An 18,847-nucleotide genomic window follows, 5' to 3' on the forward strand; every position below is an offset into this window, starting at 1 on the left:
TGGTTGTCCTCTCAGACAACGGGCGCTACTGTAGGGAAATTCCCCTGCATCGTCAACACACTTATGCCTTGTTATGGTGCGATTAGCTAAAGTTAACGCAATTTGCTGTTTTACTCGCCAGGTGTGCGCATTCAGGCCTCCGGCGGGCGCTATAACGTGTTTGAGGTTTGTTAAAATACCGTGACGATTGCCCCCGTGAGCTGTGTGGAAAAGGGAACGATGATATGCTGTCACGGTAAAATTAGCGCCAGGAGAAGCCATGTACCCCGTCGATTTACATATGCACACCGTCGCCAGCACCCACGCCTATAGCACCCTGCATGATTACATTGCCGAAGCCCGGCGCAAGCATATCCAACTGTTCGCCATCACGGATCACGGTCCGGACATGGCCGATGCCCCGCATCCTTGGCATTTTATCAACATGCGTGTCTGGCCCCGCGTAGTGGATGGAATGGGTATCCTGCGAGGTATCGAGGCCAATATCAAAAATCAGAACGGTGATATCGACTGCACGGGACCAATGCTGGAGAGCCTGGATCTGATCATCGCGGGTTTCCACGAACCGGTATTTCCCCCGCAGGATAGAGAGGCGCACACCACGGCGATGATCGCGACGATGGCGCAGGGCAATGTCCATATCATCAGCCATCCCGGCAACCCGAAATACCCTATCGACATTCAGGCAGTAGCGGAAGCGGCCGCGAAGTATGATGTGGCGCTAGAGCTGAATAACTCCTCCTTTATCCACTCCCGTAAAGGCAGCGAAGCCAACTGTCAGGCGATTGCCGAGGCGGTGCGCGATGCGGGCGGATATCTTGCTTTGGGGTCGGATAGCCACGTGGCGTTTGCGCTGGGCGAGTTTCCCTACTGCGAACGTATTTTGCGGGAAGTTGATTTCCCGGCGGAACGTGTGTTGAATGTCAGCCCTCGTCGGGTCTTGGATTTTCTGGAACGCCGCGGCAAGCCGGCTATTTCTGAATTAGCCTTCCTGTGACGTTGTCACTCTTTATCTACAGGTTTAACGCATGAATGAATTCTCCATTGTGTGCCGTGTCTTGGGCTCACTGTTTTATCGCCAGCCTCAGGACCCGTTGCTGACCCCGCTTATGACGCTGGTCAAAGAGGGCAAGCTAGGCCAGCAGTGGCCGCTGGAGCAGGATGCGCTGTTGACGCGAATGCAAACCAGCTTGAAGGCAGAAGGGCTTGATTCCGTGAGTGCCGACTATCTGCGGCTATTTGCCGGGGAAGAACCGGCGGTAACGCCCTGGCGTTCCGGCTACGAGCCAACATCTCCGGAAACGGACGTGCGCGAATTTTTACAGCAACGCGGCATGTCGCTAGGCGAGGGTCCGTCAGACCACTTTGGCGGACTGCTGCTTGCCGCTTCATGGCTGGAGGATCAGGCTCAGGAAGATGAGATCGAGGCGCAGACTGCGCTATTCGATACCTACCTGCTGCCGTGGAGCGACCGTTTTCTGGGCAAGGTTGAAAGTCATGCTACGACGGGGTTTTACCGCGCGCTGGCGATAGTGACGCGTGAAGCGCTGGAAGCAATGCGCGAAGAGCTGGCGGAGACTGAAGAGGGCGAGGAGTAAACGAGCCCACGTTCCCTCAGAAAGATAAGGCTGGCCGCGAGCGATATCGTCTCCGGCCAGTCACGGGATTATTCGGTTAGCTGGATGATTAACTCTCCGGGTTTCACTTCAATTCCCTTAGCCAATTTCTTGGCCATCGCCTCTTTCGTGCTGTGTTCAGCATTTAAAACGTAGGCGGGTTTTTGATCAAAGTAGCTTTTCAGCGATTGATTGAGATAAGGCGTCAGCGTTTTGAACATCGTCTGCATCTTTTCCGGCTGTACGCTGTAATCCGTCAGCGTCATCTCTTTCAGATAAATGGCGCCCTGTGCCTTATCAAATACCGGCTGTGCTTTGAGCGTTAGCTTCATATCCGCGGACTGCGCGCCCAGCAGGGAGCTGATGTCGACTTTGGCGTTGCCGGTCAACGTAACTTTCCCGGGTTCTTCACGGCCAATCTGCGTGGTTAGATCGGTCAGGACGATATGCGCGTCCACCACACCCGGTACGCCAATTTGTTTCTGGTAATCATTGTGCTCCTGCAAATAGTGATTTACTTCCTGTTCGCTCAGGGTGTACTGGGTCAGCTGATTACAGCCGCTGAGCATCAGTCCGCCCAGTAATGCCAGTGTCGCCCATCCTGTTTTTTTCATTGTTATAACCTCGTTAATTCCCTTAATACTCTCGATACCTGATAGCGGGGCAGCGTGCGCTTTCGCGTGCATAGCGCCTATCGGAAAGTCCTGAAACGGTGAAGCACATACCGGCACTCAGGCACCGGTATGTGGCTACGACCTAATACTTATTGAGCCATGCCGCTCAGCAGCGGGATCTGGGTTTGTTTGGCCATGTTGTCGCGGTAGTCGGCCACTTTTGACGGGACAGAGACGCCATTGACGATGGTTAAAGCGCGAAGCAGCGGGAACAGGTGAATATCGTCCAGTGACAGCTCGCCGTTACAGGCGTTGGCCTGAACAATCAGTGGTTCGAGATCTTTGAGATCGTTGCTGATGTTTTTGATCAATCCCGCGGAGTGGCTCATCAGCTCTTCAAAATCGCCGCTCTGCGCCTGCTTTTTATTGATGAAGTAATCGCGTGCGGCAGGCGTGGCGAACTCCTCGAAGGGCGCGCGGCTGAGGCGAGGCATAACCAGACGACGATACACGTAGTCGGAGACTTTACGTAGCCAGGCGTCTATCTGCGGATTTGTCGGGCCGGTCAATAGCGGTTTGCCGTCATACGCATCGATATATTTCACAATATCAAGGCTTTCTGGCATAAAGCTTCCATCTTCTTTTTGAAGGATAGGGACCATTTTTTTACCGACCATAGAGATGGGCGTCTTTTCGTCGTCATTGAGGAGGTATTCCAGTTTTACCGGGATATCCTTCAGGCCGAAAATCATGCGTGCCTTCACGCAGAACGGGCAGTGGTCATAAATATAAAGTTTCATACCAGTCTTCCTCATTAGTCGATCAATGCGATGCCGGTGCCGTATTCACGAAAGCATCCCTGCGAGCACGCGGTAAAAAGCGGCATCTATGACGAAAAAGTATGGGGGGCTTTTCGCTCGAGATCAATTCGGGTGCGAAGGCTCCCGCTAAAAGAAATCGCGGCGGGATTAGCGATCGCCCAGCATTGCGGGCTCAATACGCCGTAAATGGAACTGCCAGTATAGTGCGGCCAGCGTCATCAGCCCGATGATCCCGAGCATACACCACGGCAGTTCCGGTTGACCCAGCGCGCGTCCGCTGTCGTAAAGCCAGCCGCCGCCGCTGTACCCGAGCGCGCCGCCCAGCGCTAAGCCCATGCGGCTGAAGCCCATATAGCTGCCCCGGGCGCGGGCGTTGGCCAGCGAAGCCCCCAGCGTTTCGCGCGCGGGTTCGGAGATGATAGAGCCGAAATAGAACAGCCCAATCAGCACCAGCAACACGTTCAGGTGCGTCGCCATCCCCATCGGAAACAGGCTAAGGGTCATAATGAACAGCCCGGCCATGAGACGCTGCTCCAGCCGAAAATGTTTTTCACTCCAGCGCGCGACCGGGTAGAGCAATGTCAGTGAGAGCGCGGCTTCGATGGCGTACATCCATTTCACCGCCGCGGGCGTTCCTGCGACTTCGTTGACGACGATCGGCATCATCAATAGTACCTGCACCGCCAGCATGAAATACCCGGTCAACGTCAGGACATAGATGACGAAACGACGGTCGCGCAGAACCCGCAGCATGCCTTCGCGCATGGGCGTTCGCGTGGTGGAAATGCGATAGGCGGGCAGCAACCAGGCATTCGCGCCCGCTGCCAGCAGAAACATAAAGGCGCCCACCCAGCAGACGACGTTGAAATTATATTGCATCAACCAACTGCCGAGCAGCGCGCCGGTGACAGAGCCTGCCGTGTCCTGCATCAGCAAGAGCGAGAAGAAGCGCCCGCGTTCGCTGGGACGGGTCAGCTTGATGACCAGCGCGGTGCGCGGCGGGTCAAATAACGTGCCGCCTAGTCCGGAAAGAAAACAGGAGAGCACCAGTACCAGCGGGGTGGTGGCCAGCGCCATGCAGATAAAACCGGCCGAACGCATCAACATGCCGGAAATAATCATCGGCTTGGCGCCGAATCGGTCGGCAATCGCGCCGCCGAAGATCCCCAATCCCTGTTGTGTGAGCTGGCGCAGCCCCAGTGCGGTGCCGACCGTTAGCGCGGCCCAGCCCATTTGGTCGACAAATCGTATTGAAATCAGGGGGAACACGACGAAAAAACCCAAAATCACCAGCATGTTATCGAGCAGAATGAAATATTTACCCAGGCTGCGCGCCTGCGTCATCAAAGGCATGTTGCACCGTCACGGAAAGAAGGAATCACCACCTGCTGATTCTCTCGCCAATTGTGAAATGGCGATAGGTGACTGAGAGATGATATTTTTTTATCGTCAACCGCTTTACGGCAGCGATGCTGCGGAAATGACAGACGCTGGCGCCTGCAAATTGCATGATAACCCAGTGTCAGCGAGGTTACGTTGATGCAGTCAACGCCATTTATAGTAAGCTTAACGTCATGTTTATCGGCTAATTGCTGGCGAATAGCCGTGAGCTTGGTTCCATAAACATAATCGATTAATCACCCCGCACCTGAGGGAAGAAAAATGTTTGGCTATCGTTCCACATCTGCCACGGTGCGTTTGACGACGGACCGGCTGGTGGTACGTCTGGCTCATGAACGTGATGCCTGGCGTTTGGCGGAGTATTACGCGGAAAACCGCGATTTTTTGAAACCGTGGGAACCGGTGCGCGATGCTAGCCACTGTTATCCTTCTGGCTGGCAGGCGCGTCTAAGCGTGATTACTGATATGCATAAACAGAGCAGCGCATTCTATTTTCTGCTGCTTGATCCAGAGGAAACCGAGGTACGCGGCGTCGCCAACTTCAGCAATATTCTGCGCGGATCTTTCCACGCCTGTTATCTGGGCTATTCGCTCGGGCGAAAATGGCAGGGGCAGGGGCTGATGTTTGAAGCGCTCAACGCGGCCCTGCGTTACATGTTTGTTCAACAGCGCATGCACCGCATTATGGCCAACTATATGCCGCACAATCATCGCAGCGGCGGCCTGCTGGCGCGGTTGGGATTCGAAAAAGAAGGATATGCCCGAGACTACCTGCTGATCGACGGCGAATGGCAGGACCACGTGTTAACCTCGTTGACTAGCGATCGCTGGGCAATGCGCACGTAGTGGGTCACGTATTCAGAACTGTCGCAAAAATCAACGTGCTCAGTCACTTCTGCGGCCTAACCGCGCTGAGCGGGGCACCAACCGGTAGCTTTTGCCCGCACAATGCGTAGACTAGGCGCACCCAATAGACGTATACGGCCGGACGGCTGTTTGCGCCATTATCTTCCCCGGTATTTAGAACATTCGCATGAATTTACTCAAATCTCTGGCTGCGGTCAGTTCAATGACAATGCTTTCGCGCCTGCTGGGCTTTGTGCGTGACGCCATCGTCGCCCGCGTGTTCGGTGCAGGTATGGCGACCGACGCCTTTTTCGTCGCCTTCAAACTTCCGAACCTGCTGCGTCGAATCTTCGCCGAAGGCGCGTTCTCTCAGGCTTTCGTTCCCATTCTGGCTGAATATAAGAGTCAACAGGGAGAAGAGGCCACCCGCACGTTTCTGGCTTACATCGCCGGGATGCTGACGCTGGTACTGACATTGGTGACCATCGCCGGCATGCTGGCCGCGCCCTGGGTAATCATGGTGACGGCGCCCGGCTTTGCCGAAACCCCGGCGCGCTTCGAGCTGACCTCTTCGCTGCTGCGCATCACGTTTCCTTACATCTTACTGATCTCGCTGACCTCGATGGTCGGGTCCGTGCTCAATACCTGGAACCGTTTTTCGGTGCCAGCATTTGCGCCGACGCTGCTCAATGTCAGCATGATCTTGTTTGCCCTGTTCGCCACGCCCTATTTTCACCCGCCGGTGCTGGCGCTGGCCTGGGCCGTGGTGGTCGGTGGTGTCTTGCAATTGGGATATCAACTGCCGCATCTCAAGAAAATCGGTATGCTGGTCTTGCCGCGAATCAAATGGCGCGACCCTAGTGTCGCCCGCGTCATGAAGCTGATGGCGCCAGCAATCCTCGGCGTGTCGGTGAGTCAAATCTCGTTGATCATCAACACAATTTTCGCTTCTTTCCTGAGTCAGGGCGCGGTGTCATGGATGTATTACGCAGACCGTCTGATGGAGTTTCCCTCCGGCGTTCTGGGCGTAGCACTGGGCACTATCCTGCTGCCGTCGCTGTCTAAAAGCGCAGCCAGTGGTGACCATAAAGAGTACTCTCACTTGATGGACTGGGGGCTGCGACTTTGCTTCTTGTTAGCGTTGCCGAGCGCGGTGGCGCTGGGGATCTTGGCGAAGCCGCTGACGGTGTCCCTGTTTCAATACGGTAAGTTCAGCGCTTTCGATGCGGCGATGACACAGCGGGCGCTGGTGGCGTATTCCATCGGGCTGATGGGGCTGATTCTGGTGAAAGTGCTGGTACCCGGCTTTTACGCGCGACAAGACATTAAAACGCCGGTGAAAATCGCTTTGGTGACGCTGGCGCTGACTCAGCTGATGAACCTGGCGTTTATCGGCCCGTTGCAGCATGCAGGATTAGCGTTGTCGATTGGGCTGGCCTCTTGCCTCAACGCCGCGCTGCTGTTCTGGCAACTGCGTAAGCAGCAAATTTTCCAGCCGTCGCCGGGGTGGAGGCGTTTTCTGGTGCGGCTACTGCTGGCGGTCGTCGTGATGTCGGCGGCGCTGTTGGCGCTAGACCAGATCATGCCGCCGTGGGATCAGGGCAATATGACGGCCCGTATCTTGCGCTTGATGGCGATGGTGGCGGCCGGTGCCGGCGCTTACTTCGTCTCGCTGGCGCTGATGGGATTCCGCCCGAAAGATTTCTCGCGCCGCAGCATTTAAGCTTTACCCGCCTTATCCCCTCTCGGCACGCACGCCGAGGGGGAGTCACCTTGAACCAGCCGTCTCGGCTTCCCTCCGCCGTTCCCCCCCAGTGCAATGACGTATGAGTCCCGATCATCGGCCACTCAGTCACGCTGTGGGTGAGGTGGGATACCGTGGGTATCACCGTCGCGTAGAGTCGATTGGCGGTTAGAGAAGGAAGGAACGGGTCGGGAGCACTCAGCGGACAAATCTTGTGAGTAGGGATGGATCCGTGGGTATCAACGTTGCTTAAATGCGGATTGGGCAAGGGAAGGGCGAAACACGCCGCCTTTGGGGAAGACGGCGTGGAAAGAGGCGTTACATTTTCTCGACGGTCTGAATACCTAACGTGTCCAACCCTTGCTTCAGCGTCTTCGACGTCAGCATGGCGAGTTTCAGACGGCTTTGGCGTTCTGCTTCGTTCTCGGCATTCAGGATCGGGCAGTGCTCGTAGAAGCCGGAGAACTGGCCAGCCAAATCGTAGAGGTAAGCACACATGACATGCGGCGTACCGTCGCGAGCGACGGTCGTAATCACCTCTTCGAACTGCAACAGACGCGTCGCTAGCGCCTGTTCGCGCTCGTTGGTCAGTACGACTGGTTGGGTCAGGCTGGCTTCATCAACACCGGCGCGTTTAAAAATGGAGGCGACGCGCGTATAGGCATACTGCATATAAGGCGCGGTATTGCCTTCAAATGCCAGCATGTTGTCCCAATCGAATACGTAGTCAGTGGTGCGGCTCTTGGAGAGATCCGCGTATTTCACCGCGCCGATGGACACCACGTTCGCCAGCTCGGCCACTTCGCCCTGCGGCATCTCAGGGTTTTTGTCCGCGATCAGCTTCACTGCGCGTTCGTATGCTTCATCAAGCAGATCAGCCAGCTTGATGGTTCCGCCGGAGCGGGTCTTGAACGGCTTGCCGTCTTTGCCCAGCATCATCCCGAACATGTGATGTTCCAGGCTCATGCTTTCGGGGATGTATCCCGCTTTGCGGACGATGGTCCAGGCCTGCGTCAGGTGCTGATGCTGACGAGAGTCGATGTAGTAGAGGACGCGGTCGGCGCCCAGCGTTTCGTAGCGATACTTGGCGCAGGCGATGTCCGTGGTGGTGTACAGATAACCGCCGTCTTTCTTCTGGACGATCACGCCCATTGGTTCGCCTTCCTTGTTTTTGAACTCATCAAGGAAAACGACCGTGGCGCCTTCGCTTTCGACTGCGAGACCCTTGGCTTTCAGATCGGCGACAATACCCGGCAGCATGTCGTTGTACAGGCTTTCGCCCATAACGTCGTCTTTGGTCAGCGTGACGTTGAGTCGATCGTAGTTATGCTGGTTCTGGCTCATGGTAATGTCCACCAGCTTGCGCCACATGGCACGGCAATATTCGTCGCCGCCCTGCAGTTTTACGACGTAACCGCGAGCGCGTTCGGCGAATGCGGCATCAGCGTCGTAATGCTGCTTCGCTTCACGGTAGAAAGCCTCCAGGTCGGACAGCTCCAGCTCTCCGGCGTTTTCGTTCTGAACTTTTTCCAGATACGCAATCAGCATGCCGAACTGTGTGCCCCAGTCGCCGACGTGGTTGGCGCGGATGACGTTGTGACCGAGGAACTCCAGCGTTCTTACCGCCGCGTCGCCGATGATGGTGGAACGCAGATGGCCGACGTGCATCTCTTTAGCCACGTTGGGGGCGGAGTAGTCGACGACGATCGTTTGGGGGGCTACCGGCGACACGCCCAGTTTCGGACTGGTCAGCACGCGCTCAACCTGTACGGACAGCCACTGAGGATCGAGGAAGATATTGATGAAGCCGGGACCGGCGATTTCAGTTTTGGCGGCAATTCCTTCCAACTGCAGCAGCTGGACGACTTTTTCCGCGAGTTGACGCGGAGGCATGCCTAATTTTTAGCCACGGCCATTACGCCGTTAGCCTGATAATCACCAAATTGCGCTTTTGCCGATTGGCGAACCTGCGCTTCGCTGTCAGCGGGCGCGCCCGCCGCAACCAATGCCTGACGGACTTTTTCGGAAAGAAGAGCCTGAATATTCACCGGGTTACCTTACATTACAAATTAAGCCCTGCTTATACCATATTTGATAGATTGAGTCAGCAGAGCGGCGGTGTCACAGGCTCAGCGGGGAGCGCATGATGATGACGCATCACGGTTAAAAAAGCACAGAGGAAATAGGAAGAAAACAGCTATACAGATAAATCTAAAAAATAAATAACCAGAGCGTCATTAACGTTTTTTATTTCGTCTATCAGTCACTAAACGCGCATTTTTCATGTTTTTGAGATGACGAAAGATAGCATAACTGGCTAATGCAATTAATAAAACCGATACAATAAGTAGAAACATGGTGAATGACCTTTTTATATCTTTTGGAATAATGAAATTATCCCTTTTATTGTTTATTAACAATGGGAGGAACTGTATTTAAGATTACTCCCATGATATATAGGAATATGCGTAAAAACAGTGAATTAAGATCGTTTTTCGCATCAGGGTTATCGTTGGCGACAAGCAAAAAAAACATCATGAGAAGGGATGATTTTCGTTAATAAACTAATCAGCGTGATGATCTTAAACGATAAAAAAACCTACAAAAAACTGACAATCGACTGACAATTCCGCTTAAAACTGGATGCAGATGCTAACTCTCTGTAAATTAATAAAGCAATTAAGTTAACGGAGGTATTTGAAAATAAAATGGCTGCCAATACATCGCAACCGCTACCCACGTCATTAATGGATGATCTGTCTCGGTTCGAATCAGAGATGTTCAAACTGGCCGAGCAGCTTTCGTTGGATATCGGGCTGTTTGAGGCCGATCATATCTCACTGCGTTGCCACCAAAACGCAACAGCGGAACGCTGGCGCGAGGCGCTGCTGAATAATGGCGCGACGTTGTTAGCTGAGAATGTCATCAACGATCGGCCCATTTGCCTGTTTTTACTCCCTCAACCGTTGACGGTCGGCCCATGGCAGATTACATGCATCGAGCTGCCGTGGCCGGGGAATAAGCGCTATCCTCATGAAGGCTGGGAGCATGTGGAAGTCGTCCTGCCGGGGGATCCAGCCACGTTGCATCAGCGGGCGCTGGCGTGCCTGCCGGATGCGGCGCTGCTCACTCAGGGCATTCGTCTCAAATTCAGTCAGCCGCAGGGAGAACAAGAACGACTGCCCAATCCCACGTTGGCCGTGACCAACGGTACGGTCACGCTCAAGTTTCATCCTTCCCGCTTGCAGGACATTGTCGAGAGTGAACGAAATTCGCTCCCGAGACACGACGATCACGTCGGGCGTTGACGCCTATACTGTGCGCCACTTCATATCCTTCAACGTTGCTCTCATCAAGAACGGTAACGCGATGCCATAGTATATTGAATCATTCATCAGGAGCGCTATTGCTCCTGGCCGCGATTTAGGGAGGGGCCTATGCCTAAGCTGGAAGTATGCTGCTACAGCATTGATTGCGCATTGACGGCAGAACGTGCGGGGGCTGACCGTGTGGAACTGTGCGCGGGCCTGCGGGAGGGCGGTTTGACGCCGGGATACGGCATGCTTCGTCAGGCGAGGGAGCACCTCACGCTCCCGGTGCATCCTATGGTTCGGCCTCGTGGCGGCGACTTTTGCTACAGCGCGACAGAGTTCTCAGCGATTTTGTATGATATCGACCAGGTCCGCGACCTGGGGTTCCCGGGAGTGGTCGTTGGTGTGTTGGATGACGAAGGGCATATCGATTTAGCGCGCATGAAGCAGGTGATGACGCATTGCCAGGGGCTAGCCGTGACGTTTCACCGTGCATTTGATATGTGCTTTAACCCCCGACAGGCGTTGATGCAGCTCGCCGATCTGGGCGTTGCCCGCGTGTTGACTTCCGGCCAGCAGCAGAGTGCCGAAAGCGGTTTGCCATTATTGCGGGAACTTAACGCGCTAGAGCGTGGTCCTATCATTATGGCGGGCTCAGGCGTGCGTCTGACCAACCTGCATAAGTTTCGCGCCAGCGGAATTAAAGAGTTGCACAGTTCCGCGGGCCAATGGCTGCCGTCGCCCATGCGTTATCGCAAAGCGGGCGTGACCATGAGCGCCGACGTCGACGGCGATGAATTCCAACACTACTGCGTCGATGGCGACGTGGTGGCGGCCATTAAGATCGCCTTGACCTCCGATCAGCACACGGTGCCCGTCGTATGATGTGACGCGATGTGCCCACCTTTGCCGCGCAGCATACTTCAGCAGGTTTGCTTGCGAGTACCAAGCCCCGGTGTGTTACCGGGGCTTTTTTTCGCCTATCGTTAGGTCACCTGATTCGCTCATCGGTCATACCGCTATCAGGGCTAGGGTATAAAAAAAGGGGGGGGGGACCACTTTTCCCCGTAAGGCGGACACTCAAAAGCGAAACTCTACTTTAATCGGTACGGCTTACCCAGACACAAGCGTCAACGGAACAATAGCGTAGGTGGGGCAGCGGGTATATTCAACAGCATTGAGGGGGCGAGAGAACGAGATGGCGATCGTCTTGTCAGCGGTTTGGCAGCCAGGCGGGCATCGCGGTGAATGTACAGCCTCTGCGTGGTTGATACGGAACTGACTTCTTAGTTATTAAACATAGTGGTGATTTGCCCCAGCGCGTGACCGGGGCTTCGTTCGACGACGTATTAAGGTTTTTTGGCGACAATGACCGCGCGAAGCGGAGCCGGGTAGCCTTCGACCGTCTTGGTGTTGTCCGTCGGGTCGAGGAAGTCCGCCAGCGACTCGCTGACCATCCAGTCCGTGCGCCGCTGCTCCTGCGTGGTGGTAACGCAAAGGTCGACCACCCGAACGTCCACAAAACCGCATTTTTCAAGCCACTGTGTCAGCGCTGTGGGTGAGGGAAGGAAATAGACGTTACGCATCTGACCGTAGCGTTCGCCTGGCACCAGTACGCTGTTTTCATCCCCTTCGATAACCAGTGTTTCCAATACCAATTCACCGCCGCTGACCAGCTGATCTTTCAACTGCCACAGGTGGTCCAGCGGAGAGCGCCGGTGGTAAAGCACGCCCATGGAAAAGACGGTGTCAAACGCGGCCAGCGCAGGTAACTGCTCAATGCCCAAAGGCAAAACGTGGGCGCGACGATCGTCGCCCAGCAGCCGGCGAACGGCTTCAAACTGGCATAAAAATAGCTGCATAGGGTCGATGCCGACGGCCAGGCGGGCGCCCGCGCCGACCATGCGCCACAGGTGGTAGCCACTGCCGCAGCCGACATCAAGAATATGCCGGTCCTGTAAGGGGGAAATATGCGGTAGCACGCGATCCCACTTCCAGTCCGAGCGCCACTCGGTGTCGATAGTGACACCGTAAAGCGAGAAGGGACCTTTACGCCACGGCATCAGATTACGTAGCAGCTGCTCAATGCCTGCGCGCTGACCGTCGGTGATGTCGGGTGTCATCGTAGCCGAGACGCCGTTTTGCAGGTCAAGCGAGGTGGGCGTCAGTTCGGGCAAGTGTTCCAGCGTGTTGAACCACTGCTTAAATCGACCATGCAGCGACTCCTGCTGCCACTGGGTAATTTGCGCCGGCAATGTGTTGAGCCAATGGCTAAGCGGTCCGATGGCGATCTGCTGATAAAAGCGTCCGAAGTCGATCATTGTGCCGCCTCCGCTTTGATAGCCAGCAGGGAACCGAAGTTGAAGCACTGGAACCAGACGTCGCTGTGTTCGAAGCCAGCCTGCGCCAGACGCGTTTTATGCGTGGAGACGCTGTCCGTCAGCATGACATTTTCCAACATGCTCCGTTTCTGGCTGACTTCCAGCTCGCTATAGCCGTTAGCGCGTTTGAAATCATGGTGCATGTTGAAGAGCAGATCGCCGACCGTGTCATCGTCAAAACTGAATTTTTCAGACAGGACCAGCGCTCCGCCGGGCCGCAGGCCTTCATAAATCCGCGTCAGCAGGGATTGGCGCAGTTCCGGCGCGACAAACTGTAGGGTGAAGTTCAGCACGACCAGCGACGCATTTTCGATCGGCGTGTCCAATACGTCGGCTTCGCGAACGTCGACGGGCGTGTCGGCGCGGAAGGCGTCAATATGCCGGCGGCAACGTTCAACCATGGCGGGGGAATTGTCGACGGCGATAATGTGGCAGTCCGGCACCTGAATATGGCGACGCATGGAAAGCGTGGCCGCGCCCAGAGAGCAACCCAGGTCGTAAACATGCGAGTTGGGCTGAACAAAGCGCTCGGCCAGCATTCCGATCATGGAAATAATGTTGGAGTAGCCGGGCACCGAGCGCTGGATCATGTCGGGAAAGACCTCGGCCACGCGTTCGTCAAAAGTCCAGTCTCCCAGATTGGCGATGGGAGCGGAAAAAAGCATATCGCGGTTGGTCATAGCGGAAAAACACATGTGAACAAGAAATTGGGGCGCATTCTACCAGAAACGTGGCGCAAAGAGAGAGCGGGGAGGTAATACGGTAAGCACGGGGGCCCGTCTTACCGTGGAACAAGGGTTATCGCAGGGTCAAGATCAGTTCCCAGGGCAGATAATACAGGTTCGCCAAAACCATCAATGTCAGAGAAAGATAGGTCGACATCATGCCATAGCGGCGCCAGCGGAATTCGCGCTGCCGTAAGCCAGAGTAATGAAACAAACGACCGAGGATCAGCAGGATGCCGCAGAGGTGGATCATGCCGATCAGCGCGCCGTTCATTTCCATTAACACCAGCATGATAGCGCCGATGGGAATGTATTCGACCGCGTTGCCGTGAACCCGAATCGCGGTTTGCAGCTCGTAAAAACCGCCGTCGCCGTAGGCGACACGGTACTGCATCCTGAGTTTCACGACGTCAAAAGAAAGCTTGATTAACAACAATGCACCGAGCACCACGTATAGCGTGCTTACCATTTTCTACTCCATTGCCTGTCCAAAGCGGCTGGCAGAATAATAGCCTCTCTTTTGCCCAACTGTCGCCTGGAACGGCAGGGTTTTTTATCTGAAATTTTTTACCAGGGTGGTTTGTGTATAAGAAAAAGAACTAACAAAAGCCTTGTCAGCGTCGATTAAAACAGCGTTGACTGCTCTGGCCAATGCGGCTGCGGCGGCATATCCGACAGCACTGCGCGCAGTTGAGGCCACAGCTGACGCGCCAGCTCCGGCGCAAATCCGATATCCGGCGTGTGAATGAATAGGTAAGGCGAGTGCGCGGTCTGCCAGTGAGCCAGTTTCGCGAGCCATGGCTCGAACCAACGCAAGTTATCCTCCTGACTGTCGTTGCCGATAAATCGCACAAGCGGCTGTGAGGCGGTCACTACGGCGTGGACGGGAACGCGTGGTTTTTTACGCTGGGCTTCTCGCATCGCTTCACTGTCGGCTATCGCGCTATGGACCGGCCTGCTGTCCATAATGACGCGGTTGACGCCACGCTGATGCAGCCCCCGATTGAGCCGACGCTCATCCTCGTCTTTCGCGAAAAACTGCGGGTGACGAACCTCGACGCCGTAGGTATACCCCGACGGCAGCGCATCCAGAAACTGCCATAGGTCCGGCAGTTGTCCGGGACCGAACGCAGCAGGCAACTGCAGCCACACTTGTCCCATTCGAGTCGCCAGCGGCGCTATGCAGCGAAAGAATTGAGTCACATCTGGCTGGCAATCACGCAGCGCCGCCTGATGGCTGATGGTCGACGGGAATTTGAAGCAGAAACGGAAATCATCGTGCGTCATGTCCCGCCAGCGTAAAACCACTTCCGCGGATGGCAGCGCATAAAAGGTGGTATTACCTTCCACGCAGTTAAAGTGTCTAGCGTAGTCCGCCAGGTCGCGTAATCCCAGTTTTCCCCAGGCCGCGTGCTGCCACTGCGGCAATCCGATATACATAGTTTTGCGTTGTGCCTTCTATTCCGTGTCCGTGGTTAACGCCTGCGCGATCTCGGCGCTGTTCCGTACCCGAGCGATACGCGGGAAAATATGCGTCATACTGCTCTGATGCTGTTCAGCGCTGCCGGCACTGCAGAGGTCTTCGGCTATCACCAGGTTATAGCCGTGCTCCCAGGCGTTGCGCGCGGTGGACTCTACGCCGATGTTAGTGGAAATGCCTCCCAAAATGAGGGTATCGATGCCGCGGCGGCGGAGTTGCAAATCGAGATCCGTACCGTAAAACGCGCCCCACTGGTGTTTGATGATGCAGATATCGCTGTCGCTAACGTTGAGCCCCGACGCAAACGTCAGCCAATTCTCCGGCAGGGTCCCGGCCGCATTGGGTTGGTCGACCGTCTGTCGGGGCGCATCGCCTAAGTCTGCGGACCAGCCGACGCGCACAAGGATGAGCGTCGCGCCGTTCTGGCGGCAGATTGTCGCCAACTTATCCGCACGACTGACCACGTCCTGTGCGGGATAGGGCCCGCCGGCGAAAGGAAGAATGCCTTCCTGGAGATCGATCAGTACCAACGCGGTGGTAGAGGGTATCAGTTTCAGCATGGTGAGGGCCCCGTAATGTGATGAATCAGGTCTTCAATCTTGGCTTCAGGCTAGGCGGAGGCCGGTAAACAGGCCAGCAAAAAACGTTTACCAGATGATAATAATGTTAACTTTTTTATCAAACAAAGGGCAGCGCGGTGAAGAAAGCCGCCACAGCCAGTCGGGACTCTTATCGAAAGGGGGAAATTCCTTTATAATGCCCCCCTTTTTTCATCGGACAGTATTCCCGCAAATCATGCCGTCGCTTCGCCAGCCGTCAAACGGGTTGGTTGGGCGCGGCAACGGCGGTTGAGTATAAAGGACATCGTGATGCGTACTGAATATTGCGGACGGTTAAACTCGTCCCACGTGGGCCAGGAAGTGACATTGTGCGGCTGGGTTAACCGTCGACGCGATCTGGGTGGCTTGATTTTCATTGATATGCGTGACCGCGAAGGTCTGGTTCAGGTCTTTTTCGATCCTGATCGACAGGACGCATTTACCCTGGCTTCCGAACTGCGTAACGAATTTTGTATTCAGCTGACCGGTCAGGTGCGCGCCCGTCCGGACAATCAGGTGAACAAAGATATGGCGACGGGGGAAGTGGAAGTGATCGCGACTTCACTGACCATCATCAACCGTGCTGAGCCGTTGCCGCTGGACGGCAATCAGATCAACAGCGAAGAAGCTCGCCTGAAGTATCGCTACCTCGATTTGCGCCGTCCTGAAATGGCGCAGCGTCTCAAAACGCGTGCACGCATCACCAGCTTTGTACGTCGTTACATGGACAGCAACGGTTTTCTGGATATTGAAACGCCGATGCTGACCAAAGCCACGCCGGAAGGCGCGCGCGACTATCTGGTGCCAAGCCGGGTACACAAAGGCAAGTTCTACGCGCTGCCGCAGTCGCCTCAGCTGTTCAAGCAGTTGCTGATGATGTCAGGCTTCGACCGCTACTATCAGATCGTAAAATGTTTCCGTGACGAAGATCTGCGTGCAGACCGTCAGCCGGAGTTTACTCAGATCGATGTGGAAACATCGTTCCTGACGGCTCCGCAGGTGCGCGAGCTGATGGAAAAACTGGTGCGTGAGCTGTGGTTGGATATCCTCGACGTTGATCTCGGCGAGTTCCCAATCATGACCTTTGCCGAAGCGATGCGTCGCTACGGTTCCGACAAGCCGGACCTGCGCAACCCGATGGAGCTGGTGGACGTCGCGGACCTGCTGAAGGACGTCGAATTCAAAGTGTTCTCCGGTCCTGCCAACGATGTCAGCGGCCGCGTTGCTGCGCTGCGCGTGCCGGGCGGCTCCCAACTGAGCCGTAAACAGATCGATGAATACGCGAAGTTTGTGGAGATTTACGGCGCGAAAGGTCTTGCCTACATCAAGGTCAACGAGCGCGCTAAAGGCCTGGAAGGTATCCAGAGTCCGGTCGCCAAGTTCCTGAATGAAGCGATCATCTCGGCAGTGTTGGAACGCACCGATGCGGCGGACGGCGACATCATCTTCTTCGGCGCTGACAAAGCTAACGTGGTCTCTGACGCGCTGGGTGCGCTGCGACTGAAGCTGGGCCGCGAGCTGAAACTGACGGAAGAAGGCAGCTGGCGCCCACTGTGGGTCATCGACTTCCCGATGTTTGAAGACGATGGCGAAGATGGTTTAACTGCGATGCATCATCCGTTTACTGCGCCGAGCAACATGACGCCGGAGCAGTTGGAAGCCGCGCCAACCTCGGCTATCGCCAACGCCTACGATATGGTGTTGAATGGCTATGAAGTGGGCGGGGGGTCTGTACGTATCCACAACGGCGACATGCAGCAGGCGGTATTCCGCATTCTGGGTATTACTGAACATGAGCAGCGCGAGAAGTTCGGCTTCCTGCTGGACGCCCTCAAATTCGGCACGCCGCCGCATGCGGGTCTGGCGTTCGGTCTCGACCGTCTGGTCATGCTGTTGACCGGAACTGACAATATCCGTGATGTTATCGCGTTCCCGAAAACCACGGCGGCCGCCTGTCTGATGACCGAAGCCCCGAACTTCGCCAATCCGGCGGCGTTGGATGAACTCTCTATCGCGGTTGTGGGCAAAGGTAAAGCGGCACAGGATCAACGGTCAGAGAATCCATGATATGACCTATAAGCGACCCGTTTCGGTTCTGGTGGTTATTTATGCCCGTGACACCGGGCGGGTGCTCATGTTGCAACGGCGCGACGATCCTGACTTCTGGCAGTCGGTTACCGGCAGCCTGGAAGAGGGTGAAACCGCGCGGTATGCCGCACAGCGTGAAGTAAAGGAAGAGGTGGACATCGATATCGCGGCGGAAGCGCTATCGCTGGTCGACTGTCATCGCTGTGTTGAGTTCGAGCTTTTTGCTCATTTAAGACATCGCTATGCCCCGGGGGTCACGCACAATAAGGAATCGTGGTTCTGTCTGGCGTTACCTGCGGAACGTGAGGTGCGGATCAGCGAACATCTCGCGTATCAGTGGCTTGACGCGCCCAGCGCGGCGCGGCTGACAAAGTCATGGAGTAACCGGCAGGCGATTGAAGAATTTGTTATTTATCCGGCCTGAACAGGCTTTTTTCGGAGATTTTTATGGCAGGTCATAGTAAGTGGGCCAACACGAAACATCGTAAAGCGGCGCAGGATTCTAAACGCGGAAAAATTTTCACCAAAATTATTCGTGAGCTGGTGACCGCAGCCCGTCTGGGCGGCGGTGAAGTTGCCTCCAACCCACGTTTGCGTGCAGCGGTCGATAAGGCGCTGTCCAACAACATGACGCGCGATACTCTGAACCGCGCGATTGCCCGCGGCGTGGGCGGCGATGATGCCGACAACATGGAAACCATCATTTATGAAGGTTACGGCCCCGGCGGCACCGCGGTGATGGTGGAATGCCTGAGCGACAACCGTAACCGTACGGTTTCCGAAGTCCGTCACGCGTTTACCAAAAGCGGCGGTAACCTCGGCACTGACGGCTCCGTCGCCTATCTGTTTACGAAAAAAGGCGTGATTTCTTACGCACCGGGTCTGGATGAAGACACGGTCATGGATGCGGCGCTGGAAGCGGGTGCGGACGATGTCGTGACCTATGACGACGGCGCTATCGACGTTTACACTCCGTGGGAAACCTTCGGTGAAGTCAAAGATGCGCTGGATGCCGCCGGTCTGGTGGCTGAAGCCGCCGAAGTGTCCATGATCCCTTCGACCAAGGCCGATATGGATGCAGAAACCGCACCGAAACTGATGCGTTTGATCGACATGTTGGAAGACTGTGACGACGTGCAGGAGGTTTACCACAACGGTGATATCTCCGACGAGGTGGCGGCGCTGCTGTAATGGCGTTGCCGGCGATGAACCGGTGGGGAG

17 protein-coding genes and 1 pseudogene are annotated in these 18,847 nt (G+C 55.6%); 9 read left to right on the forward strand and 9 right to left on the reverse strand.

The genetic code is table 11. The annotated features are described in order from the left end of the window. The first annotated feature begins 259 nt into the window (after positions 1–259). Both AU511_RS11785 and AU511_RS11790 read left to right on the forward strand, forming a co-directional pair. Positions 260–997 carry a phosphatase gene (locus AU511_RS11785; RefSeq protein WP_094109802.1) on the forward strand — a complete coding sequence of 246 codons (738 nt, stop codon included), beginning with the start codon at positions 260–262 and terminating at the stop codon, positions 995–997. 31 nt (positions 998–1,028) lie between these two features. Continuing rightward, positions 1,029–1,598, forward strand: a complete 570-nt coding sequence (locus AU511_RS11790) for a TorD/DmsD family molecular chaperone (protein WP_094109803.1) — start codon at positions 1,029–1,031, stop codon at positions 1,596–1,598. A gap of 68 nt (positions 1,599–1,666) precedes the next feature. Here the strand turns inward: AU511_RS11790 and AU511_RS11795 are convergent, their stop codons facing one another. From AU511_RS11795 to mdtH, 3 genes are all read right to left on the reverse strand, one after another. Continuing rightward, entirely contained in the window at positions 1,667–2,230 is a 564-nt protein-coding gene (locus AU511_RS11795; RefSeq protein WP_094109804.1) for a lipoprotein, read from the reverse strand. A gap of 149 nt (positions 2,231–2,379) precedes the next feature. Beyond that, positions 2,380–3,030 (reverse strand): glutaredoxin 2, encoded by a 651-nt coding sequence (grxB, locus tag AU511_RS11800; RefSeq protein WP_094101128.1) that lies wholly within the window; start codon positions 3,028–3,030, stop codon positions 2,380–2,382. 168 nt (positions 3,031–3,198) lie between these two features. Continuing rightward, positions 3,199–4,404 (reverse strand): multidrug efflux MFS transporter MdtH, encoded by a 1,206-nt coding sequence (mdtH, locus tag AU511_RS11805; RefSeq protein WP_094109805.1) that lies wholly within the window; start codon positions 4,402–4,404, stop codon positions 3,199–3,201. A gap of 309 nt (positions 4,405–4,713) precedes the next feature. Here mdtH and rimJ point away from each other — a divergent pair, with 309 nt between their 5' ends. Further along, on the forward strand, positions 4,714–5,298 hold the full coding sequence (gene rimJ / locus AU511_RS11810; RefSeq protein WP_094101126.1) for a ribosomal protein S5-alanine N-acetyltransferase: 585 nt from the start codon (positions 4,714–4,716) through the stop codon (positions 5,296–5,298). 187 nt (positions 5,299–5,485) lie between these two features. After that, entirely contained in the window at positions 5,486–7,021 is a 1,536-nt protein-coding gene (murJ, locus tag AU511_RS11815) for a murein biosynthesis integral membrane protein MurJ (RefSeq protein ID WP_094109806.1), read from the forward strand. A gap of 339 nt (positions 7,022–7,360) precedes the next feature. Here murJ and argS read toward each other — a convergent pair. Further along, positions 7,361–9,090: pseudogene (gene argS, locus AU511_RS11820) on the reverse strand (arginine--tRNA ligase). Positions 9,091–9,750: 660 nt separating this feature from the next. On the opposite strand from argS, the gene AU511_RS11825 reads away from it, so the two are divergent. Together AU511_RS11825 and cutC are read left to right on the forward strand one after the other, a co-directional pair. Beyond that, entirely contained in the window at positions 9,751–10,350 is a 600-nt protein-coding gene (locus AU511_RS11825; protein ID WP_094109807.1) for a VOC family protein, read from the forward strand. A 129-nt stretch (positions 10,351–10,479) separates the two neighbouring features. Next, positions 10,480–11,238 (forward strand): copper homeostasis protein CutC, encoded by a 759-nt coding sequence (cutC, locus tag AU511_RS11830; RefSeq protein WP_094109808.1) that lies wholly within the window; start codon positions 10,480–10,482, stop codon positions 11,236–11,238. Between the two features lie 464 nt (positions 11,239–11,702). Here the strand turns inward: cutC and cmoB are convergent, their stop codons facing one another. From cmoB to AU511_RS11855, 5 genes are all read right to left on the reverse strand, one after another. After that, positions 11,703–12,674 (reverse strand): tRNA 5-methoxyuridine(34)/uridine 5-oxyacetic acid(34) synthase CmoB, encoded by a 972-nt coding sequence (cmoB, locus tag AU511_RS11835; protein WP_094109809.1) that lies wholly within the window; start codon positions 12,672–12,674, stop codon positions 11,703–11,705. Next, entirely contained in the window at positions 12,671–13,414 is a 744-nt protein-coding gene (gene cmoA / locus AU511_RS11840; protein ID WP_094109810.1) for a carboxy-S-adenosyl-L-methionine synthase CmoA, read from the reverse strand. The genes cmoB and cmoA overlap by 4 nt, the downstream gene beginning before the upstream one ends. A gap of 118 nt (positions 13,415–13,532) precedes the next feature. Continuing rightward, positions 13,533–13,928: an MAPEG family protein gene (locus AU511_RS11845; RefSeq protein ID WP_094101120.1), complete on the reverse strand. Its 396-nt coding sequence runs from the start codon at positions 13,926–13,928 to the stop codon at positions 13,533–13,535. 155 nt (positions 13,929–14,083) lie between these two features. Next, positions 14,084–14,899 carry a DUF72 domain-containing protein gene (locus AU511_RS11850; protein ID WP_094109811.1) on the reverse strand — a complete coding sequence of 272 codons (816 nt, stop codon included), beginning with the start codon at positions 14,897–14,899 and terminating at the stop codon, positions 14,084–14,086. 18 nt (positions 14,900–14,917) lie between these two features. Further along, positions 14,918–15,499, reverse strand: coding sequence for a hydrolase (locus tag AU511_RS11855; protein WP_094109812.1), 582 nt, complete (start codon positions 15,497–15,499; stop codon positions 14,918–14,920). Positions 15,500–15,808: 309 nt separating this feature from the next. On the opposite strand from AU511_RS11855, the gene aspS reads away from it, so the two are divergent. Genes aspS through AU511_RS11870 form a run of 3 tightly spaced genes read left to right on the forward strand, consistent with a single transcriptional unit; the run spans position 15,809 to position 18,817 of the window. Then, positions 15,809–17,605 carry an aspartate--tRNA ligase gene (gene aspS / locus AU511_RS11860; RefSeq protein WP_094109813.1) on the forward strand — a complete coding sequence of 599 codons (1,797 nt, stop codon included), beginning with the start codon at positions 15,809–15,811 and terminating at the stop codon, positions 17,603–17,605. Continuing rightward, positions 17,598–18,050: a dihydroneopterin triphosphate diphosphatase gene (gene nudB / locus AU511_RS11865; RefSeq protein ID WP_139823909.1), complete on the forward strand. Its 453-nt coding sequence runs from the start codon at positions 17,598–17,600 to the stop codon at positions 18,048–18,050. Before aspS ends, nudB begins: the two co-directional genes overlap by 8 nt. A 23-nt stretch (positions 18,051–18,073) precedes the next feature. Next, entirely contained in the window at positions 18,074–18,817 is a 744-nt protein-coding gene (locus AU511_RS11870) for a YebC/PmpR family DNA-binding transcriptional regulator (protein WP_085653332.1), read from the forward strand. The last annotated feature ends 30 nt before the right edge of the window (positions 18,818–18,847 follow it).

This window comes from Lonsdalea iberica, from assembly GCF_002111585.1.
GTDB classification, from domain to species: Bacteria; Pseudomonadota; Gammaproteobacteria; order Enterobacterales; family Enterobacteriaceae; genus Lonsdalea; species Lonsdalea iberica.

Bases quoted from the DNA above. Each gene is read 5' to 3' on its own strand.
- AU511_RS11795 (WP_094109804.1), bottom strand. From the start codon at position 2,230: ATGAAAAAAACAGGATGGGCGACACTGGCATTACTGGGCGGACTGATG.
- cmoB (WP_094109809.1), bottom strand. From the start codon at position 12,674: ATGATCGACTTCGGACGCTTTTATCAGCAGATCGCCATCGGACCGCTT.
- AU511_RS11870 (WP_085653332.1), top strand. From the start codon at position 18,074: ATGGCAGGTCATAGTAAGTGGGCCAACACGAAACATCGTAAAGCGGCG.
- AU511_RS11850 (WP_094109811.1), bottom strand. From the start codon at position 14,899: ATGTATATCGGATTGCCGCAGTGGCAGCACGCGGCCTGGGGAAAACTG.
- cutC (WP_094109808.1), top strand. From the start codon at position 10,480: ATGCCTAAGCTGGAAGTATGCTGCTACAGCATTGATTGCGCATTGACG.
- AU511_RS11845 (WP_094101120.1), bottom strand. From the start codon at position 13,928: ATGGTAAGCACGCTATACGTGGTGCTCGGTGCATTGTTGTTAATCAAG.
- rimJ (WP_094101126.1), top strand. From the start codon at position 4,714: ATGTTTGGCTATCGTTCCACATCTGCCACGGTGCGTTTGACGACGGAC.
- AU511_RS11790 (WP_094109803.1), top strand. From the start codon at position 1,029: ATGAATGAATTCTCCATTGTGTGCCGTGTCTTGGGCTCACTGTTTTAT.
- AU511_RS11785 (WP_094109802.1), top strand. From the start codon at position 260: ATGTACCCCGTCGATTTACATATGCACACCGTCGCCAGCACCCACGCC.
- aspS (WP_094109813.1), top strand. From the start codon at position 15,809: ATGCGTACTGAATATTGCGGACGGTTAAACTCGTCCCACGTGGGCCAG.
- cmoA (WP_094109810.1), bottom strand. From the start codon at position 13,414: ATGACCAACCGCGATATGCTTTTTTCCGCTCCCATCGCCAATCTGGGA.
- murJ (WP_094109806.1), top strand. From the start codon at position 5,486: ATGAATTTACTCAAATCTCTGGCTGCGGTCAGTTCAATGACAATGCTT.
- grxB (WP_094101128.1), bottom strand. From the start codon at position 3,030: ATGAAACTTTATATTTATGACCACTGCCCGTTCTGCGTGAAGGCACGC.
- AU511_RS11855 (WP_094109812.1), bottom strand. From the start codon at position 15,499: ATGCTGAAACTGATACCCTCTACCACCGCGTTGGTACTGATCGATCTC.
- mdtH (WP_094109805.1), bottom strand. From the start codon at position 4,404: ATGCCTTTGATGACGCAGGCGCGCAGCCTGGGTAAATATTTCATTCTG.
- AU511_RS11825 (WP_094109807.1), top strand. From the start codon at position 9,751: ATGGCTGCCAATACATCGCAACCGCTACCCACGTCATTAATGGATGAT.